We start from the raw sequence: 17,185 nt of genomic DNA, 5'->3' as shown, positions 1-17,185 counted from the left end.
GTGGTGATGAAGTTAGCTAGGCACAATCTTCTGAGCTGCAAAGCTCGACTAAAAAAACAGAGCGGAGAAATTCGGGAGACAACGAGCATTATCGGGCTCGGAACTTATAGTGCGTTCTGTGCACTGTAAGTTCCGAGTTGGATAAGCGGAGTTGTCTGAATTTCGGAGCCCGACTACTAAAACAGGGTGAAGTGAGCCGGGAGAAAGTGAGCACTAATGGACTTAGGCATTATGGCAAGTGCTTTTCTTGTCGTGATGTCTAAGTTAATTAGGCGGAGCTTTCTGGGTCACGTAGCCCGACTAAAAAAACAGGGCGGAGTGAATCGCTTAAAAGTTGAGCATTATCGGACTTCAACAATAAGTCGTGTTTTTTACGACTTGTTGTTGAAGTTGGATAGGCGCAGACTTTTGATTCACGTAGCCCGACTACTAAAACAAAGCCGAGAGAACTCAACTAATATGAATTAACTACCAGTGAAACGACTCTTTTGCCAATTATTTTCAAGGTAACGTTTTAAAATATGGTATAAAGAAAACTGTAAGCGGTCAATAATTAAGCTCATCTACGGCAAGTCAGCATCCGAGTAACACAAATTTGTCATAAACTTGAAATTTTAGAAAATAAGAAAACGCTTTTTCTGAAAACTTATGAAACCATTAGCTAGTTTGCGTGTATATTCACATATTTTGCTTGTTTTTCCACACTAAAAACGATAAAATAATGAAGGTGGATGAATGTCAGTGAGTTCATCAAAAAATATTTTTTCTGGACTAGTGAAATTGTCTGAGGCAGTTTCACATGAAAGAGAGGAGCTTATTAAATGTCTGTTTATATTGAAAAGGTTAAAGCACGCGAAATCTTTGATTCCCGTGGCAACCCGACTGTTGAAGCCGATGTGATCTTGTCAGACGGCACAATGGGTCGCGCTGCTGTTCCATCTGGTGCTTCTACTGGTGAAAGAGAAGCTGTTGAATTACGTGATGGTGGTGACCGTCTTCAAGGTAAAGGTGTTTTGAAGGCTGTTAACAACGTAAATACTGAAATCAATGATGCTTTGCATGGTGTTGACCCATTCAACCAAGCAGCAGTTGACCAAATCATGATCGACCTTGATGGTACTGATAACAAGGGTCGCTTAGGTGCCAACGCTATTTTGGGTGTTTCAATGGCTAACTGTCGTGCAGCAGCTAACTATGAAGGTATTCCTTTGTATCGTTACCTTGGCGGTACACATGCAGAATTACCTCAATCATTCCATAACGTTATCAATGGTGGTAAGCATGCCGATTCAGGTATCGACACACAGGAATTCATGATTTCTCCAGTTAAGAAAGAATCATTCCGTGACGGTATCGAAAAAATCGCTAACGTCTACCACACATTGAAGAGCGTTTTAGCTGAAAAAGGCTACGAAACAGGCTTGGGTGACGAAGGTGGATTTGCTCCACGTTTGGACTCAACTGAAGAAGCAATTGAAATGCTCGTTGCAGCTATCAAACAAGCTGGCTACGAACCAGGCGAAGAAATTGCTATTGCTTTAGATCCTGCTTCATCAGAATTCTACGACCATGACACTGGTAACTACAAATTCGAAGGAACAGAAAAGACTCCTGACGAAATGATCAAGTACTACGAAGGCTTAGTTGAAAAGTACCCGATCATTTCGATCGAAGATCCATTTGGCGAAGACGACTGGGAGAACTACGCTAAGTTCACTGCAGCTGTTGGCGACAAAGTTCAAATCGTTGACGATGACTTAGTTGTTACTAACCCTGCTATCGTTCGTGAAGCTATCAAGAAAGGCTGCGGTAACGCTGTCTTGATCAAGCTTAACCAAATCGGTACAGTTTCAGAAACACTAGAAACAATTCGCATGGCTAAAAAGAACGGCTGGACAGTTATGATGTCACACCGTTCAGGTGAAACTGGCGATACATTCATCGCTGACTTCGCTGTTGCCACAGAATCTGGTGAAATCAAGACTGGTGCTATGGCACGTTCAGAACGTGTTGAAAAGTACAACCAACTTCTCCGTATCGAAGAAGAACTCAAGGGTACAGCACCTGTTGCACGTTTCCCACACAGTGTTGACTTTGACTAAAATTTAACACATCAAAGTGTTTGGCTCAGTTCTCTTAATTGAGAGCTGAGCTTTTTTTGTAACATAGTACATGCTGCAAGATTCATCAACGCAATGTTTCAGGTCGGTTTCACGACTAAATCTGACAAAAAGCTCTATTACCAGGTGAAAAAAACAAAATAGCTGACCAAAAACTGAAATTTTCATAAATTTAGCATGAAAACTTGAACACAATGAAAAAAATAGCTATGATAGTTTTTGTTACTAAACAAATAGCGTACATATTTAACGCGAGAAAGGATCAATTTCTTTTGGATATTATAAAATCAATAATCTTAGGCATCGTTGAAGGGATCACTGAATTTCTTCCGATCAGTTCAACTGGACACCTTGTTTTGGTCGATGAATTCATCAAAATGCAACAGCCTAAACAATTCACCGACATGTTTAACGTTGTGATCCAGTTAGGGGCCATCATGGCTGTGGTCGTCTTGTACTTCCATAAATTAAATCCCCTCTCTCCTAAAAAAACGGGGCGGGAAAAGAAAAGTACCTGGAACCTGTGGTTAAAAGTCATCGTCGCTGTGCTTCCATCTGCGATCATCGGCTTACCTCTTAACGACTGGATGGACGAGCACTTGATGAACTGGGCCGTTGTCTCAGCAACACTGATCATATACGGGATTTTGTTCATTATCGTCGAAAATCGCAACGAAAAGAAAAAGTCTGACCTGCATGCAAGATATTCTGATCTTGACAGCTTGCCTTACAGCATTGCATTGTTTATCGGAATGTTTCAAGTTTTATCTTTGATCCCCGGAACTTCACGCTCCGGTGCGACGATCTTAGGGGCTATCTTAATTGGAGCTTCACGTTATGTCGGGACTGAATTTTCATTTTTCTTAGCGATCCCAACGATGTTTGGGGCCTCGCTGCTAAAAATCGTTAAGTTCTTTGCCAAAGGAGGCTCTCTTGGCGGCGAACAAGGTGTGATCTTGTTAGTTGGCATGGTTGTATCATTTGTCGTTGCCTACATGTCGATCCGCTTCTTGATGAACTACATCAAAAACAACGATTTCAAAGCTTTTGGTTGGTACCGGATCATTCTAGGTGCACTTGTGATCGGAGTTAATTTATTCTTGTTATAAAACACAAAGGGACTTCTTACATTTGCCATGTAGGAAGCCCCTTTTTTAATATCATCGTTTTCTCTGTTCCAATTTCAATAAAGCTTTCTTTCGTTCTATTCCGCCTGCATAGCCAGTCAGTGAACCATCACTGCCGACCACGCGATGACAGGGAATAAAGATGCTCAGCGGATTATGCGCCACTGCTCCGGCGACTGAACGGGCATACTTGCTAGAAACAGCCGGCGTTTTCACCTGGGCAGCTAAATCTTGATAGCTGATCACTTTCCCATATAAGACCTGTTGCAAAGCAGTTAGAACTGACCGCCTAAACTCAGTTACTTGCGGATCCAAGTGAACGAAACCAGCTCCTGGATTTTGCCCGGCAAAATACTGATCAAGCCAAAGCGCTGCCTGTTTCAAAACATGATCTTGCTGGTCGCGCATCTGCGTCTGGCAAAGACCCGCAGCGTAATATTTTTGGTCTTCAAACCAACAGCCAATTAGGCTTTGTCCGTTGCTGGCCAGCAGTAATTTTCCTAACGGTGAATAATAAATTTGTGTGTTGATCGTTGAATTCATCTGACCCCTTCTCACTATTTCAGATACAACTTACCCAGCTTTTCTAAATCTTGATCCGATAGTTTCATCTTATCTTGCAGATAATTTTGGACAGAACCTGAGATCGCATTGGCAGTATGGTACAAAGTTTCAAAGTTCTCGCTGGCAACAGCCAAGTTAGAATTCAACTCATTAGCCAAACTGTCCTGATCATCATCAGTTAAAATACCGTTGATCATCTCAGTCGATGCATTAGAATAATAAAGATTAGTCATCAAATAATCATTCATGATCGCTTCATCTTTGACCTGGAGAGCATTTAAAATCAAAAAGCCGCCGACTCCAGTCCGATCCTTGCCCGCTGCACAATGAAAAACCAAACTTTCATCAGGCTGATCATTTTGCAATAACAGTTGGAAAAGATTGCGATAAACATGTTGCGCATGGGGATCCGCTAACATTTGCGCGTAGGACTCGTCAACAAACGACAAGTTGCCAGTCTTCAACTTCATTGACCCAACGACACCCAAATTTTTAAATAAAGATGAGGCAAATGGATAAACTGATAAATTATAATAATGTGCTCCTTCAGGCATTTTGTCTGGGAAATAAGCAGATTCTGATTCCGAACGCAAATCGACCACGTATTTGAGACCATAATCTTTCAAATAATCCACATCTTCAGGTGCTAGTTCACCGAGGTTCCCACTACGCAAAAGTTTGCGCCATTGAGTCACCTGGCCGTTCTTGGTAGGATATCCGCCCATTTCGCGAAAATCAACACCAAACCTGAGTTTTAACATCCGATCTTTTTCCAAAATCAAGTCACCCCTTCAAGTTCTCTTATAACAAACCCTCTAGCTTTAAAAAAGGACGGGAGTTTAGTTTTCCCGTCCTTACTTTCACCTACTATTTAACCACATGACTAGTCTGCAGTCGAATTGTTTGTTTCTGATTTCTCATCATCATCTGACGTTGATTCTTCTTCCGGCAATTTTTCAACCGTCATCCATTCGATGTAGTTCCGGTTAAATTCTGTTACTTTGATATTCAACTGTCCGATCTCGATCTCACTGCCCAGCTTGATCTTATAATTTTCCAGCAAGTAACCAGCAACTGTCACAGACTCAGATTCCTGGAAATACTTGTCCTTAAAATGAAAATAGCGTTCAAAATCATAGAGAGTAGTTTTGCCAGAAACACTATAGGTCCCATCACCGTTGTCAATAATATCATCTGGTGAAACATCATCGGCCTCATCTTTGACTGTCCCAAACAACTCTTCATAAATATCGCGGTCAGTTACGATCCCGCTGGTACCGCCGTACTCGTCCAAAATGACGACCATGGGGACGTGCTTTTGAATCATTTGCTTCAATAAGTTTTGAATCGGCGTAACTTCCGGAGCAGTACTAATAGTCCGCATTAGTTTTGCAACACGCACAGTTCCATCGACTTGAGCTTGACGAACGATGTCATAGATGTAAACATAGCCCAAGATCTTATCCTTATCATTATTAGCAACGACCGGATAACGACTAAACTTTTGTTCCAAATAAAGCTCAGTAACATCATCGACTGTTTGAGTCACATCGATGACTTCCAAGCTAGTCCGATCGACCATGATGTCTTTAGCGACCTTATCATTAAATTCAAAAGCACGCTCCATATATAAATAATCATTACGATCGATCGACCCGCCAGTCACGGCGTTTTTAGAGATGTTCAAGATCTCGTTTTGCGATAAAACATCTTCATCTTCACCTGCAGGTTTTAATCCGATCAAGCGGACGATCCCGGTGGCAGAAACATTCAGCAACCACACGAACGGGTAAAAGATAATATGAAAATAATGCAAAGGTGTGACGATAAACATCATCATTTTCATGGGCATATCAATACTGATATTTTTCGGCACGATCTCAGTCAAGACCACTTCCAAATAAGTCAACAATACAACACCTAAAATTGCACTGATCGACACAGCGGTCGTGTGACTAAAAGGTAAAACACCAAACAGGTCCAAAAAGATCTTAGTCAACGAATCGGCACCGATCCAACCTAAGATGATCCCTGTCAATGAAACTCCGACCTGTGTAGTTGATAGATATTCATTCATGTTATTTATCATCTGTAAGGATAATTTTAACCTGCGCTGGTTGCCCTTCCCACTTTCAAGAGCACTTTCTACCGCACTCTTACGTAAGGTAACAATGGCAAATTCAGACGCAACGAAAAACGCCGCAAAAAAGAATACGATCAATATGATGAACAAATTTGTGATCGTTTGACCACTTGACATTAAGTCATTCCTCATTTCTAAATTATACTTATATTTATTCTAAATATATCATAGCACCTTTTGCCAAAATTATGTACAAACTTCACTGCAACAGCTGTGCAAAATTAAGTATTGTACCAATGATCATTATTGACTTCTCTTTATAGAAAAACAGGGCGGCTACGATACATCTTAAAATTTTAGCTCATTGCTTTTCCAGCCCACTGTTCAACTGTCTTTCCCAGTCTTTCTTTCAAACGTTTGATAAACTCAACCATAAGTTTCAATTCAACTAGTGATGTCACTTTACCAAAAGTTTGCGCCTGGAAGTTAGCTTTCCTCTCTAGTCGTTGATTTGTCATACTTAGGGCCAGATGACTTCCTTTTTAATTAAAATACAAAAAGCCGCTGCTCTTAGCAACGACTTTCTTTAAGAGACATCCCCCAGCTTTTACTTAGCCGGAAGTACGCCACCTTTATATTGTTTCTTGATCCAGTTCTGTGTTGAATTTGATTGCAAAGCCTTCATTAACTTCTTGATCGCAGGTTTCTTCGTATCGCCTTTGCGGACTGCGACCACATTGACGTAAGGAGAGGACTTCTTTTCCAGTGCGATACTATCTTTTGGCGGATTCAAACCAGCTTGCACGGCATAGTTCGCATTGATCACAGTTGCGGCAGCTTCATTTGATTCATACAATTTAGGCATCAATTTTGCCTCATAAGTATGCTTGAACTTCAAGTTTTTCTTATTAGTTGCAATGTCATCAAATGTCGCTGTTTCAAGGTTGACACCTTTTTTGATTGTGATCAAACCAGCATCTTTAAATATTTGTAAAACACGGCCATAATCAGCTACGTTGCTGGAGACCAGAACTGTTGAATTTTGAGGCAGATCTTTTAAGTTCTTGTATTTCTTAGAATAAACACCGATCGGTTCCAAATGAACACCGCCAGCATTAACTAAACTGCCCTTATTTTTTTTGTTCCAATTATTTAAAAATGGTTTATGTTGGAAGTAGTTAGCATCTAATTCTTTTGAAGCCAGAGCTTTATTAGGCATTACGTAATCATCAAAGACCTTGACCTTCAAATTAATGCCTTCCTTTTTCAGTTGCGGCTTAACATGTTCCAAAATTTTAGCATGCGGATTAGCCGAAGCACCAACAGTGATCGTCGTTGTCTTTTGACTTGAACTGTCCTTTGACCCACAACCGACCAGCAAAAGCACACTGGCTGCTGCAATAGACAATAAACTTACCAAACGTTTCTTTTTCATATTCTTCAACTCCTATTTTTTGTTTTGTTTCTATTGATCAACATTAATTACTAGCGTTTATCGACTTTTTTGGTAACAAGATCTCCCAAATACTGGAACGCAAACACGATTATCACGATTACGACCGTTGCTGCCAACGTAATAGCATTATTGTACGATTGGAAACCATCTGTATAAGCCAACTGTCCTAAACCACCTGCACCGATCGCACCAGCCATCGCCGTATAACCGATCAATGAAATTGCTGTAACAGTGATACCTGAAACTAAAGCCGGCAAACTTTCCGGGATCAAGACTTTCCAGACAACTTGCCAGCTGCTGGCACCCATTGAATATGCTGCCTCGATCACCCCACTATCAACATCATTAAAGGCAATTTGTACTAACCGGGCATAAAACGGTGCGGCCGAGACGACCAGCGATGGGATCGCGGCTTTGGCACCTGTAATCGCCCCAACGATCACCTGAGTGACTGGCAATAACAAGACGATCAAAATGATAAAAGGTATCGAACGAAAGACGTTGACAAAGAATCCGACGATCCAATTTAAGATCTTAACGGCGATATTCTTACTACCATCCGTTTGATATAGCAACAACCCCAACAAGATCCCCAAGAACGCCACGATCACTACCGATAAAACCGTCATCCATAAAGTTTCCCAGGCCGCATTCCACACATTGGGCCAGTTGACGTTATTAAATTGGAAATATGAACTAAGTCCTTGCTCACCCATTATTGATCACCTTCGTTTCTACACGCATTTTGTTCAGGAAGTCCAATGCTCCTTCAATATCTTTAGGTTCTCCTAGTAGTTGAACAAACAACGTACCGATCGCACTCTGCTTGTCACCGATTTGATGAATAGAACCTTCTAAGATACTCATCGTTACATTAGGAAATTCGCGGATCATTTCAGTTACGATCGGCAGTTTGACTTGATCACCATGAAATTTGAGTGAAACGATCTTGCCTTGCGGATATTTTTTGATCAAATCAGCTGTAATTTGCTTGATATCAGGAGTTTGACTTTTATCCACTTCCGAATTAACAAAACGTTTAGTCAATTCTTCTTGTGGATCGGTAAAGACTGTTGAGACTGGCCCTTTTTCGATCAATTTACCATCCTCCATTACCGCAACTGAATCTGCCAAACGGCGAATAACATGCATCTCGTGTGTGATAATGATGATCGTCAAGTTCATTTGCTGGTTGATATGTTCCAGTAAGTCTAACACTTCATCGGTCGTTTGCGGGTCCAAGGCACTTGTCGCTTCGTCAGAGATCAAGATATCTGGATCATTGGCTAGAGCTCTAGCAATACCGACCCGCTGTTTTTGTCCACCAGAAAGCTGTGCTGGATATGAATGGACCCGATCCCCCAAGCCAACTAGGTCTGCCAAATTTTGTGCTTTCTTAACACGCTCAGCTTTAGAGATGCCGCTTAATTCCATCGGAAACATGATGTTTTCCAAAACTGTCCGTGACCAGAGCAAGTTGAAATGCTGAAAGATCATACCGATCTTTTTACGTTGATCACGCAATTTTTCACCACTCAGGGTATCGATCCTAGTACCATCGATCAAAACTTCGCCAGAAGTCGGCATTTCTAGTCCGTTTAACATTCGGACCAAGGTACTTTTACCGGCACCGGAAAAACCGACTATTCCGTAAACTTCACCACTGCTGACTGTCAAATTCACATTCTTAACAGCCTTGACTTCCCCCTCCTTTGTTTGGAAGGTTTTCGAAATGTCTTTTAACTCTATCATTGACCTATCCTGCTTTCTGCTCTATGTCATTAAAAATCTGCTCTGTCAATATTATTTAACCTCTGGAGGTTCGCCTCATCCTGGGTATAAAAAAACGGGTCCCACCCTTTGTCATACAAAGGACGAAAACCCGTGGTACCACCTTAATTGCTATTACTTTTAGATATCATAATAGCCGCTTAGTCTCAAACAAGACCGTGATGGTATCGCAATCGGCGGACCGTCAGCTTGCACTAACGATCAACTTAGAGCTCATCTTCATTTTCTCTTTCCATCCTTCTTTGCAGCCACCGAAGGTCTCTTTAAATGTACTAAGGAAAATTACTCTTCTCTTCAACGTTTTTTCATATTCTTAATGTCTTTGATATTAAGCGTTAAAATGAGCTTTGTCAACTGTTTTTTTATAATTGTATTAGTTATTGATGGCAAACTTCTTACTTAAGCCAAAAACCGAGTCGCCAAAAATATGCTTGGCAACTCAGTTCTGTTAAACTATTTACTTTAATTTGATCTCAGCAACTTGGTCTTTGGCTGCGATTTGTCCTGTCTTATCCAAACTAAAGTCCGCAACCTGATCCATGTTAGTGACTGCGATGATCGTTTCCGTTGATTTGCCTGCGTCTGTAACCGCCTGCCAGTCAACATTTGCCAACAGTTCACCAGCAGTTACCTGTTGACCTGCAGAAACTTTTACGTCAAACGGAGTTCCTTTTAGGTCAACAGTATCGATCCCTAAGTGAATCAAAATTTCCAAACCGCCCGCTGTGGTGATCCCTAGCGCGTGTTTAGTAGGGAAAACTGAACTGATCGTCCCGTTGATCGGTGCATAAATTTCCCCACTCGTTGGTTTTACGATATAACCATCACCCATCGTTTTCTTTGAAAAGACGTCATCTGCCGAAGCAGTAATATCTTTCAACTCACCACTCACTGCTGACTGTAAACTTTCATTTTTGATTTTAGGATCTGCCTGTGGCTGAACTTCTTCATCTGCAACTTTATCTGCTTGTAGTTCTTCAACTGCGACACCTGCACGTTCTGCAGCAGCTTCAGCCTTTTCAACTGCTAACTTATCCTTCGGTATTCCAAAGAAGTAAGTGACAATAAAACCGCCAATATAAGCTGCGATCAAACCTAAAACATAGCCCCACCAGCGACCATGATCGATCAATGGAATCAACGGCAAACCAGATGGTCCGATCGCGATGGCACCGATCTTACCGATAGCGCCGATCACAGCACCACCGATCCCGCCACCGATACATGCGGTAATAAATGGCCGCCCTAATGGCAAAGTTACCGCATAGATCAACGGCTCACCAATACCCAAGATCCCAACTGGCAATGAGCCCTTGATCATGTCAACTAATTTTTGATCGTGACGTAAACGGATCCACAAAGCAATAGCAGCTCCAACTTGTCCGCCACCAGCCATCGCTAAGATCGGCAAAAGCGGAGTATTACCAGTCTGGCTGATCATTTGCACATGGATCGGCGTTAAGATTTGATGCAAGCCTAACATAACCATCGGCAAGAACAAAGCTCCCAAAACGAAACCGGAAAAAGCTCCCCCGACATTTAAGACCCAGTTGATCCCGCCAACTAACCCGTCAGAAACAAAACCGGCTAATGGCATAATGACAAAGATCTCTGCCAATCCTATCAGCAGCAAGCCGGCCATCGGCGTGATAATAATATCGATCGAATCAGGGATCCACTGGTGCATCTTCTTTTCAATCACAGATAACAGCCAAACTGCCAAAATAACACCAATAATACCGCCTTGGTTAGCGGCTAGAGCACTACCGTTAAAAAGGTTTTTGATCGGTGCATCAGGGTCCATCCCTGTCAGTAAGACAACTGCACCGGTAACCCCGCCAAGTGTTGGTGTGGCACCCCAGACTCGTGCAGCATTGATCCCGGTATAAATTGGCAAGTATGTAAACATACCGTTTTTAATAATATTAAGAACTAGTGCAACTTGAGTCCAACCTTCACCCGTCAGCGTTTTAGAGGTGATCAAGTTAGAAATAATGGCTGCAATACCAGCAATCAAACCAGAACCAACAAAGGCTGGGATCATCGGAACGAAGATATTAGCAATATCTTTCAATAATGACTTAAACGGTGATTTCTTCTGTTTTTCCTTCGTTTCAGCTTTTACTTCTTCAGCACGTTGCGCAGCACGAGCTTTGTTGCTTTCAACTTTTTCACCCGATTTATTACCAGAATAAGCTTCCATCGCAGCATCGACTTTGTTAACTTTACCAGGTCCAACAACGACCTGTAACTGCTCATCATTAACAACACCCAATACCCCCGGGAGTTCCTTTAGTTTAGCTTCATCGATCTTGTCATGGTCAAAGACCTCGATCCGGATCCGGGTCATACAATTTTCAAATGATTCTACGTTGTCCACGCCGCCGGAATACTTGTAAATTTTTTCCGCGACTTCTTTAGCATTAAATTCATCTGCCATAATAAAACAGCCCCCTTTTTATTCGCCTTCAATACTTTTTTTAACAAAACCATCTGCAGCAGCTAGTCTTTGTTCTGCTTGCTCTTTATTCGTACCCGTTTTTGCCATCACGATCGCCGTTTTGACACTCAGGTTTGCTTCGTCCAAATAATGCTCGGCCTCTGCATAGCTGACACCAGTGGCCTGCATGACGATCTGCTTGGCACGCTCAACCAGCTTTTCATTAGTTGCTTTAACATCGACCATCAAATTATTGTAAACTTTACCGATCCCGATCATCGACAAAGTAGACAACATATTCAAGATCAGCTTTTGCGCTGTCCCTGACTTCAAACGGGTCGACCCTGTCAAAAATTCTGGTCCGCAATCAACTTCGATCGTAGTTTTCGCGTACTTAGAGATCGCGGCATTCGGATTACATGCCAGTGAGATCGTAGCGGCCCCGACACTTGCCGCGTACTTCAAACCGCTGATCACATATGGTGTCCGACCACTTGCCGTGATCCCAACAACTGCATCATTTTCTGTCAAGTTTAATTCCTGCAAGTCTTGCGGCCCCAAGGTCAAGGAATCTTCAGCCCCTTCGACTGCAACTGTCATCGCCTGTGCACCGCCAGCGATCAAGCCGACTACCATTTCCTTTGAAACACCAAAGGTCGGAACACATTCGGCAGCATCTAAAACACCCAAACGTCCGCTAGTACCCGCCCCCATATAAATCAGGCGACCGCCGTGGTTAAACGCTTGAATGATCTGTTTAACTGCTTGTGCGATCTGCGGCAATGCTTTTTCAACACTGGGAGCGACCTTTTGATCTTCTTGATTCATCAATTGGGCAGCTGTTTCTACAGATAATTCATCTAAATTCATCGTAGCGTCATTACGTCGTTCAGTCGTCAAATTACTCAGATCAACTTTCATCTGCATACTCCTTTCCAATTTAAAAGCTTTCTTACTAACCGAATTTTAGCATTTGTAAGCGCATTATTCAAACATTATTCGGTTTTAATAATTTTAATTGTTATAATTATGAAATAAAATTTCTTAAATAGCAATCAAAATAATTTATTTTATGTTAAAAAAAGAGGCTGTCCCGTTAGGACGCCCCATTCAATCATTATTCAAACGTTTGATCAACTCACGCGAGTCTTTCAAACTATTTAAGACTTCGGCATAATACCGCGCAACGTAGCGAAACAACAAAACGTCAGCCACGAAAAATTCAGTGACTAGCGAGGTCGAAGCTCCGGGTCGGATCACTGACTCACCCAAATTTTGCGATTCGAGCAGGTGATCCGCCAACCTGGCTCCGGTAGAGTTAGTATTTGCTGTCACTAAAACGGTCGTAATACTCTTTTCTTTGGCAAATTTCAGCAAAGTCACGACTTCCTTGGTATTGCCGCTGGTCGAAACTACAAGCAAGAGATCTTCAGTACTGCCAGACGCTAAAGTCGTTGCTGCCAAATGAATGTCATTATTGACGACGGCACTAAGGCCCAAGCGGCTTAGTTTTTGGTACATATCTTGCACAACAAGTGAAGATGACACCAGCCCAAAAAGCTGGACTTGATGTGCTTCATGGAGTGCAGTAACAACTGTTTCGATCACTTGATCATCGAGTTTTTTAGTCGTGACTTTCAACGCATTTTCAAAATGCAGCTGTAGTTTACCGCTGATTTCGCTCGCACTTTCCCCAGGTTTGATCTCACCATACTCTTGACCCTGAGTCTCCTGAACTGCTGCTGACAAATGCAACTTCAGATCAGAATAACCATCAAGGTCCAAACGGCGGCAAAAACGAACAACTGTCGCTGCACTGATTTGACAGCGTTGTGCCAGGCTTTGGACGGGTAATTGCATGACTTCAGTTGGTGAGACCAAGATGTAGTCGCATAAAACACGTTCTTTTTTGCTGACCTGATTCCTTACGTTTTGGATCACGACCAAAATATTTTCCATATGACTTTCCCTCGATCATTTATTTTTTACTAGCTGAGTTTTCCTCGATCGTATCCAATAATTCCTGCACTCTAGCCGTAATTTTTTCGCCGAACTCTTCAGGTGCTTGTCCCAGTTCAGTGACCGAACAGATCTGGTCGATCCGCAAGCCGGATGCATTTATGGCTGGAGCTTTAACAATCAAATTAACGACAGCTGGCACTTCATCTTCTTGCTGGTCGAAAAAGTTATCGACCTGCTTGACATTTTCAAATGGTAAATTGATCACACCACTTTCCAGACTAATAATGATCGGTTCTCCCTTAGTTTTTAACAACAACCGGCTTTGCACCAATTTGTCATCATTTGTGACCTGCACGAAATTAGTGATCATTTGATCAACTAGCTTAGTCTTTTTTTTAGCGAATTCACTTTTCGTGGCTTCGACTTGTTTGATCTCATAATTTTCATTAGTTATTTCTTCTACAAATTTATTTACTGCGATCTGCATTATTTTATTCCACATCCCCTAAGAATTTCTAGCAAACATTATACTGGCAATTTGAAAAAAAGCAAAGTTCGTTAACTTTTACGTGCGACCACTGAAAAGGTCAACGGTATTTGCGGATAGCCAGCTGGTATTTTCCACTCGTCTTTACTCTCATCATAGGTTAACATTGGCAAAGCCTGCCAATCAGTAACTTGGTGCTCCCCCAACTCTTCGATCGTTAATCCAGCGGCTCGTAAAACAGACACGATCTCATGAAAGTCATGAGCCCAGTTGTAATTACGCGTATGTTTGACCTTAGCATTGTTATTCGCTTTAGTGCTGACAACATATGAGCCATCGTCTTCATAAAATGACTGAGTCCCACTGAAGTAATCTTGCTTGATCTCAAAGCCTTCATTATCCAAGGCAAATAACAATGGGTGATTGTCGCGGATCATAAAAACTCCATTAGGTGCTAACAAGTCAGCAATCGACTGCGCCCAATCTTTCAGATCCGGCAGCCAGGTGATAGTTCCTGCGCTAGTCACAATGACATCGAACTGCCCTAATTTGTCAGGCAACGCTGCCGCAGCATAACGGGCATCACCTTTAACATAATTAATATCCGCCCGGGCTTTGGCAGCTAATTTTCTTGCATAGTCCAACGATTTGGGAGAAAAGTCCAGTCCATGAACAGACTGAGCTCCAAGCCGCCACCAGCTGAGAGTATCATTTCCAATATGACATTGCAGATGTAACAAACGTTCACCAGCTACTGAACCACTCGGCAAAAAAGGCTGCAAGACTGCCAAGTCACGCTTGACAGTTGCCGTGAGCGCATGCGGATCAGCCGCAAACATGTTGAGATCGCCATAGCCGCCGTTTGCATGGATGTCAGCACGGTCATCCCAGTTTGCTAAGTTTTCGTGGACTTCTTTTTTGTTATTGCTCATTCAATTTACTCCAGTCTTTATGTGTGGTTAGCGAATTGTTTTGTCTTATTTATTTTATCACTATTTTTCAGCTGACTGTTAATGTAGCTTAATTTCCAAATCGGCTAATTCTTCGCCTGACTTTTAGCCGATTTTGCCATATTGGCTAATTCTTTGTCTGACTTTTAGCCGATTTTCTCAAATTGGCTAAGACTTTGCTCGACTTCTAGCCGATTTTTTCATATTGGCTAAGACTTTGCTCGACTTTTAGCCGATTTTGCTAAATTGGCTAAGACTTTGCTCGACTTTTAGCCGATTTTTCCAAATTGGCTAAGACTTTGCTCGACTTCTAGCCGATTTTTTCATATTGGCTAATTCTTCGCCTGACTTTTAGCCGATTTTTCCAAATTGGCTAAGACTTTGCTCGACTTCTAGCCGATTTTTTCATATTGGCTAATTCTTTGTCTGACTTTTAGCCGATTTTCTCAAATTGGCTAAGACTTCTCCCAACTTCTAGCCGATAATGCTCGGAAGTTCCCGCTTCACTTGACCTTGTTTAAAAAAAGACCTGATCATTTCGACCAGGTCTTAACACTATTACAAATTAGCATCCATATCAAATGTCAGCTTGGACAATTGCAGTCCTTGTTTGACAAAATTACCAATTTCTTTCATTGTGCGGTCACGCATTTCTGCAACCATTTCGTGGTTTCTAGTAGTCAAGTAAGCTACCAATTCTTGTCCACTCAACTCAGCTGCATTCTTGTCTGTTTCTGCGATCAAACGGTGCTGTTCTTCTTTAGCATCTGTCAAGTAATCACGATTTTCTTGCAAGAAGTTAGAATAATGTGTTTCCGTCAACATTGACAATGTCCGATACATCCAATAAGCATCTTTGATATTGTAATCACAAGACGTCTCACTCCATGATGGGTCAGTATCATTGGCATTGCTGTAAAATGGCACATACGGTGTGAATGTTGGTACACCAAAACAGATCCACATTAAGGCAGCTTGTTGGGCTGGTACGTCATTTCTGATCTGCAAAACATGGGAATTTTGAGTCCGGTTTAATGAGATCGGGCGGAACTTCTTTTTGTCTGCTTCAGAACCATGTCCCAACGGATCATAAGGTGTTTCATTGTAATGAGAACTTAAAACGTCTTCCAGATCCTCCACTGATAATAATCGGTCAGCGTGGCAAATAAACGGCAGGTTGCTACTTTGCGGATCTTGCTCGATCTCCGGATTAAAACAGCGTTGTCCATACCAAACACGCGGTGTGTTGTAGTGGCGGTCTTTTTCATTATCTGTCCCGAAGATCCGCCGAAAGTTAAAATCGTCCTTGGATGGGTTCAAATGATGTTCTGCAACAAACTCCTGCAAACCGTCTGACCACATATAATTGTCTGGATCATTAAAATCAATATGATCTTGAGCAACTTGATTAGCTGCGATAGCATACGCGTCATCTGGAATACGAGTTGCAGCCCAGTGATGACCAGTAACGATTTCCATGTACCATACTTCATTTGCGTCAGATAACAAGATCCCGTTTCCTTCGGGAGAACCGTACTTTTTGATCAAGTTGCCTAAGTACTTCACCCCATGGCGCGCTGAATCAATGAACGGTGCAACCATAGTTTGCAAGGAATCTTCTGCCAAACCATTCTTTACCCAGGGATCATAAGCTAGCGCGCGTTCATTGCCGTAAACTGATTCTGTTGACGACATTGCGACGTTTCTTTCGTTGATCGAAGTTTCGTTGAAGACGCCCCACCTGTCGACTTCAACGTTGGGAGTAAATGTCGTTTTGTAACCTGATTCTGGCAGTGGTGCCTTAAAACCGTTGATATTTGATTCTAGGGTCTCATGCCGGCCAGAAACCGCCTGTTGCATGACAAAACGTTGCGGTGTTAGTGGCAAAAATGTGTCATCGTTACGAGCAATCATCGTCGAACCGTCAATGCTTGCTTTCTTGCCGACCAAGATCGTAGTACATGCGCTCTCATTCATTTAAACCATTCCTTTACTCAAATTATTATTCCGTTTCTATTTTAGCATTTTATGCACATAAATTTGCTGGCCCCGACTAATTCTCATAATTCACCCATTTTCAACTCACGAAAATAGCGTCCTCTCACAAGCTGTAAAGGACCACCCTTTGTTTTACTGTGCTTGATAATCATCCAGAAATTTCAGTTGTCCTTGCAACAAAAGCATTTGGTCTTGACCCTTGGCCGC

15 protein-coding genes and 1 other annotated feature are annotated in these 17,185 nt (G+C 42.1%); of the genes, 2 read left to right on the top strand and 13 right to left on the bottom strand.

Features of this window, described 5'->3' with window-relative positions; translation table 11 throughout:
• Positions 1 to 821: 821 nt before the first annotated feature.
• Both eno and BQ5903_RS02690 read left to right on the top strand, forming a co-directional pair.
• Entirely contained in the window at positions 822 to 2,102 is a 1,281-nt protein-coding gene (eno, locus tag BQ5903_RS02695) for a phosphopyruvate hydratase (RefSeq protein ID WP_010497194.1), read from the top strand.
• 227 nt (positions 2,103 to 2,329) lie between these two features.
• A complete protein-coding gene (locus BQ5903_RS02690; protein WP_172823855.1) occupies positions 2,330 to 3,229 on the top strand; it encodes an undecaprenyl-diphosphate phosphatase in 900 nt (299 codons plus the stop codon).
• A gap of 51 nt (positions 3,230 to 3,280) precedes the next feature.
• Here BQ5903_RS02690 and BQ5903_RS02685 read toward each other — a convergent pair whose 3' ends face one another.
• The 13 genes from BQ5903_RS02685 to BQ5903_RS02625 form a co-directional block, all read right to left on the bottom strand.
• The gene (locus tag BQ5903_RS02685; RefSeq protein ID WP_010497192.1) at positions 3,281 to 3,790 is read right to left on the bottom strand and encodes a methylated-DNA--[protein]-cysteine S-methyltransferase; all 510 of its coding nucleotides are present in this window, start codon (positions 3,788 to 3,790) and stop codon (positions 3,281 to 3,283) included.
• 14 nt (positions 3,791 to 3,804) lie between these two features.
• Entirely contained in the window at positions 3,805 to 4,587 is a 783-nt protein-coding gene (locus BQ5903_RS02680) for a tyrosine-protein phosphatase (RefSeq protein ID WP_079579643.1), read from the bottom strand.
• A 107-nt stretch (positions 4,588 to 4,694) separates the two neighbouring features.
• Positions 4,695 to 6,071, bottom strand: a complete 1,377-nt coding sequence (locus BQ5903_RS02675) for a hemolysin family protein (protein ID WP_010497190.1) — start codon at positions 6,069 to 6,071, stop codon at positions 4,695 to 4,697.
• Between the two features lie 179 nt (positions 6,072 to 6,250).
• Positions 6,251 to 6,412 carry a hypothetical protein gene (locus BQ5903_RS02670; RefSeq protein WP_154022006.1) on the bottom strand — a complete coding sequence of 54 codons (162 nt, stop codon included), beginning with the start codon at positions 6,410 to 6,412 and terminating at the stop codon, positions 6,251 to 6,253.
• Between the two features lie 89 nt (positions 6,413 to 6,501).
• The gene (locus BQ5903_RS02665) at positions 6,502 to 7,329 is read right to left on the bottom strand and encodes a MetQ/NlpA family ABC transporter substrate-binding protein (protein ID WP_056988026.1); all 828 of its coding nucleotides are present in this window, start codon (positions 7,327 to 7,329) and stop codon (positions 6,502 to 6,504) included.
• A 50-nt stretch (positions 7,330 to 7,379) separates the two neighbouring features.
• Positions 7,380 to 8,066 carry a methionine ABC transporter permease gene (locus BQ5903_RS02660; RefSeq protein ID WP_079578744.1) on the bottom strand — a complete coding sequence of 229 codons (687 nt, stop codon included), beginning with the start codon at positions 8,064 to 8,066 and terminating at the stop codon, positions 7,380 to 7,382.
• On the bottom strand, positions 8,059 to 9,102 hold the full coding sequence (locus BQ5903_RS02655; RefSeq protein ID WP_010497187.1) for a methionine ABC transporter ATP-binding protein: 1,044 nt from the start codon (positions 9,100 to 9,102) through the stop codon (positions 8,059 to 8,061). The genes BQ5903_RS02660 and BQ5903_RS02655 overlap by 8 nt, the downstream gene beginning before the upstream one ends.
• A 115-nt stretch (positions 9,103 to 9,217) precedes the next feature.
• Positions 9,218 to 9,448 (bottom strand) — a binding site (T-box leader).
• 150 nt (positions 9,449 to 9,598) lie between these two features.
• Entirely contained in the window at positions 9,599 to 11,584 is a 1,986-nt protein-coding gene (locus tag BQ5903_RS02650) for a glucose PTS transporter subunit IIA (RefSeq protein WP_407936224.1), read from the bottom strand.
• Between the two features lie 15 nt (positions 11,585 to 11,599).
• Positions 11,600 to 12,502, bottom strand: coding sequence for an N-acetylmuramic acid 6-phosphate etherase (gene murQ, locus BQ5903_RS02645; RefSeq protein ID WP_010497183.1), 903 nt, complete (start codon positions 12,500 to 12,502; stop codon positions 11,600 to 11,602).
• Between the two features lie 189 nt (positions 12,503 to 12,691).
• On the bottom strand, positions 12,692 to 13,540 hold the full coding sequence (locus tag BQ5903_RS02640; protein ID WP_010497182.1) for a MurR/RpiR family transcriptional regulator: 849 nt from the start codon (positions 13,538 to 13,540) through the stop codon (positions 12,692 to 12,694).
• A gap of 19 nt (positions 13,541 to 13,559) precedes the next feature.
• The gene (locus BQ5903_RS02635) at positions 13,560 to 14,030 is read right to left on the bottom strand and encodes a hypothetical protein (RefSeq protein ID WP_010497179.1); all 471 of its coding nucleotides are present in this window, start codon (positions 14,028 to 14,030) and stop codon (positions 13,560 to 13,562) included.
• A 71-nt stretch (positions 14,031 to 14,101) separates the two neighbouring features.
• Positions 14,102 to 14,962, bottom strand: coding sequence for a class I SAM-dependent methyltransferase (locus tag BQ5903_RS02630; RefSeq protein ID WP_010497177.1), 861 nt, complete (start codon positions 14,960 to 14,962; stop codon positions 14,102 to 14,104).
• 576 nt (positions 14,963 to 15,538) lie between these two features.
• On the bottom strand, positions 15,539 to 16,957 hold the full coding sequence (locus BQ5903_RS02625) for a C69 family dipeptidase (RefSeq protein ID WP_079578740.1): 1,419 nt from the start codon (positions 16,955 to 16,957) through the stop codon (positions 15,539 to 15,541).
• Positions 16,958 to 17,185: the final 228 nt, after the last annotated feature.

The sequence above is a fragment of the Ligilactobacillus acidipiscis genome (assembly GCF_900116935.1).
Classification (GTDB): Bacteria; Bacillota; Bacilli; order Lactobacillales; family Lactobacillaceae; genus Ligilactobacillus; species Ligilactobacillus acidipiscis.
Note: the sequence above shows the minus strand (reverse complement) of the source record. Positions and strands in the feature narration are given on the sequence as shown.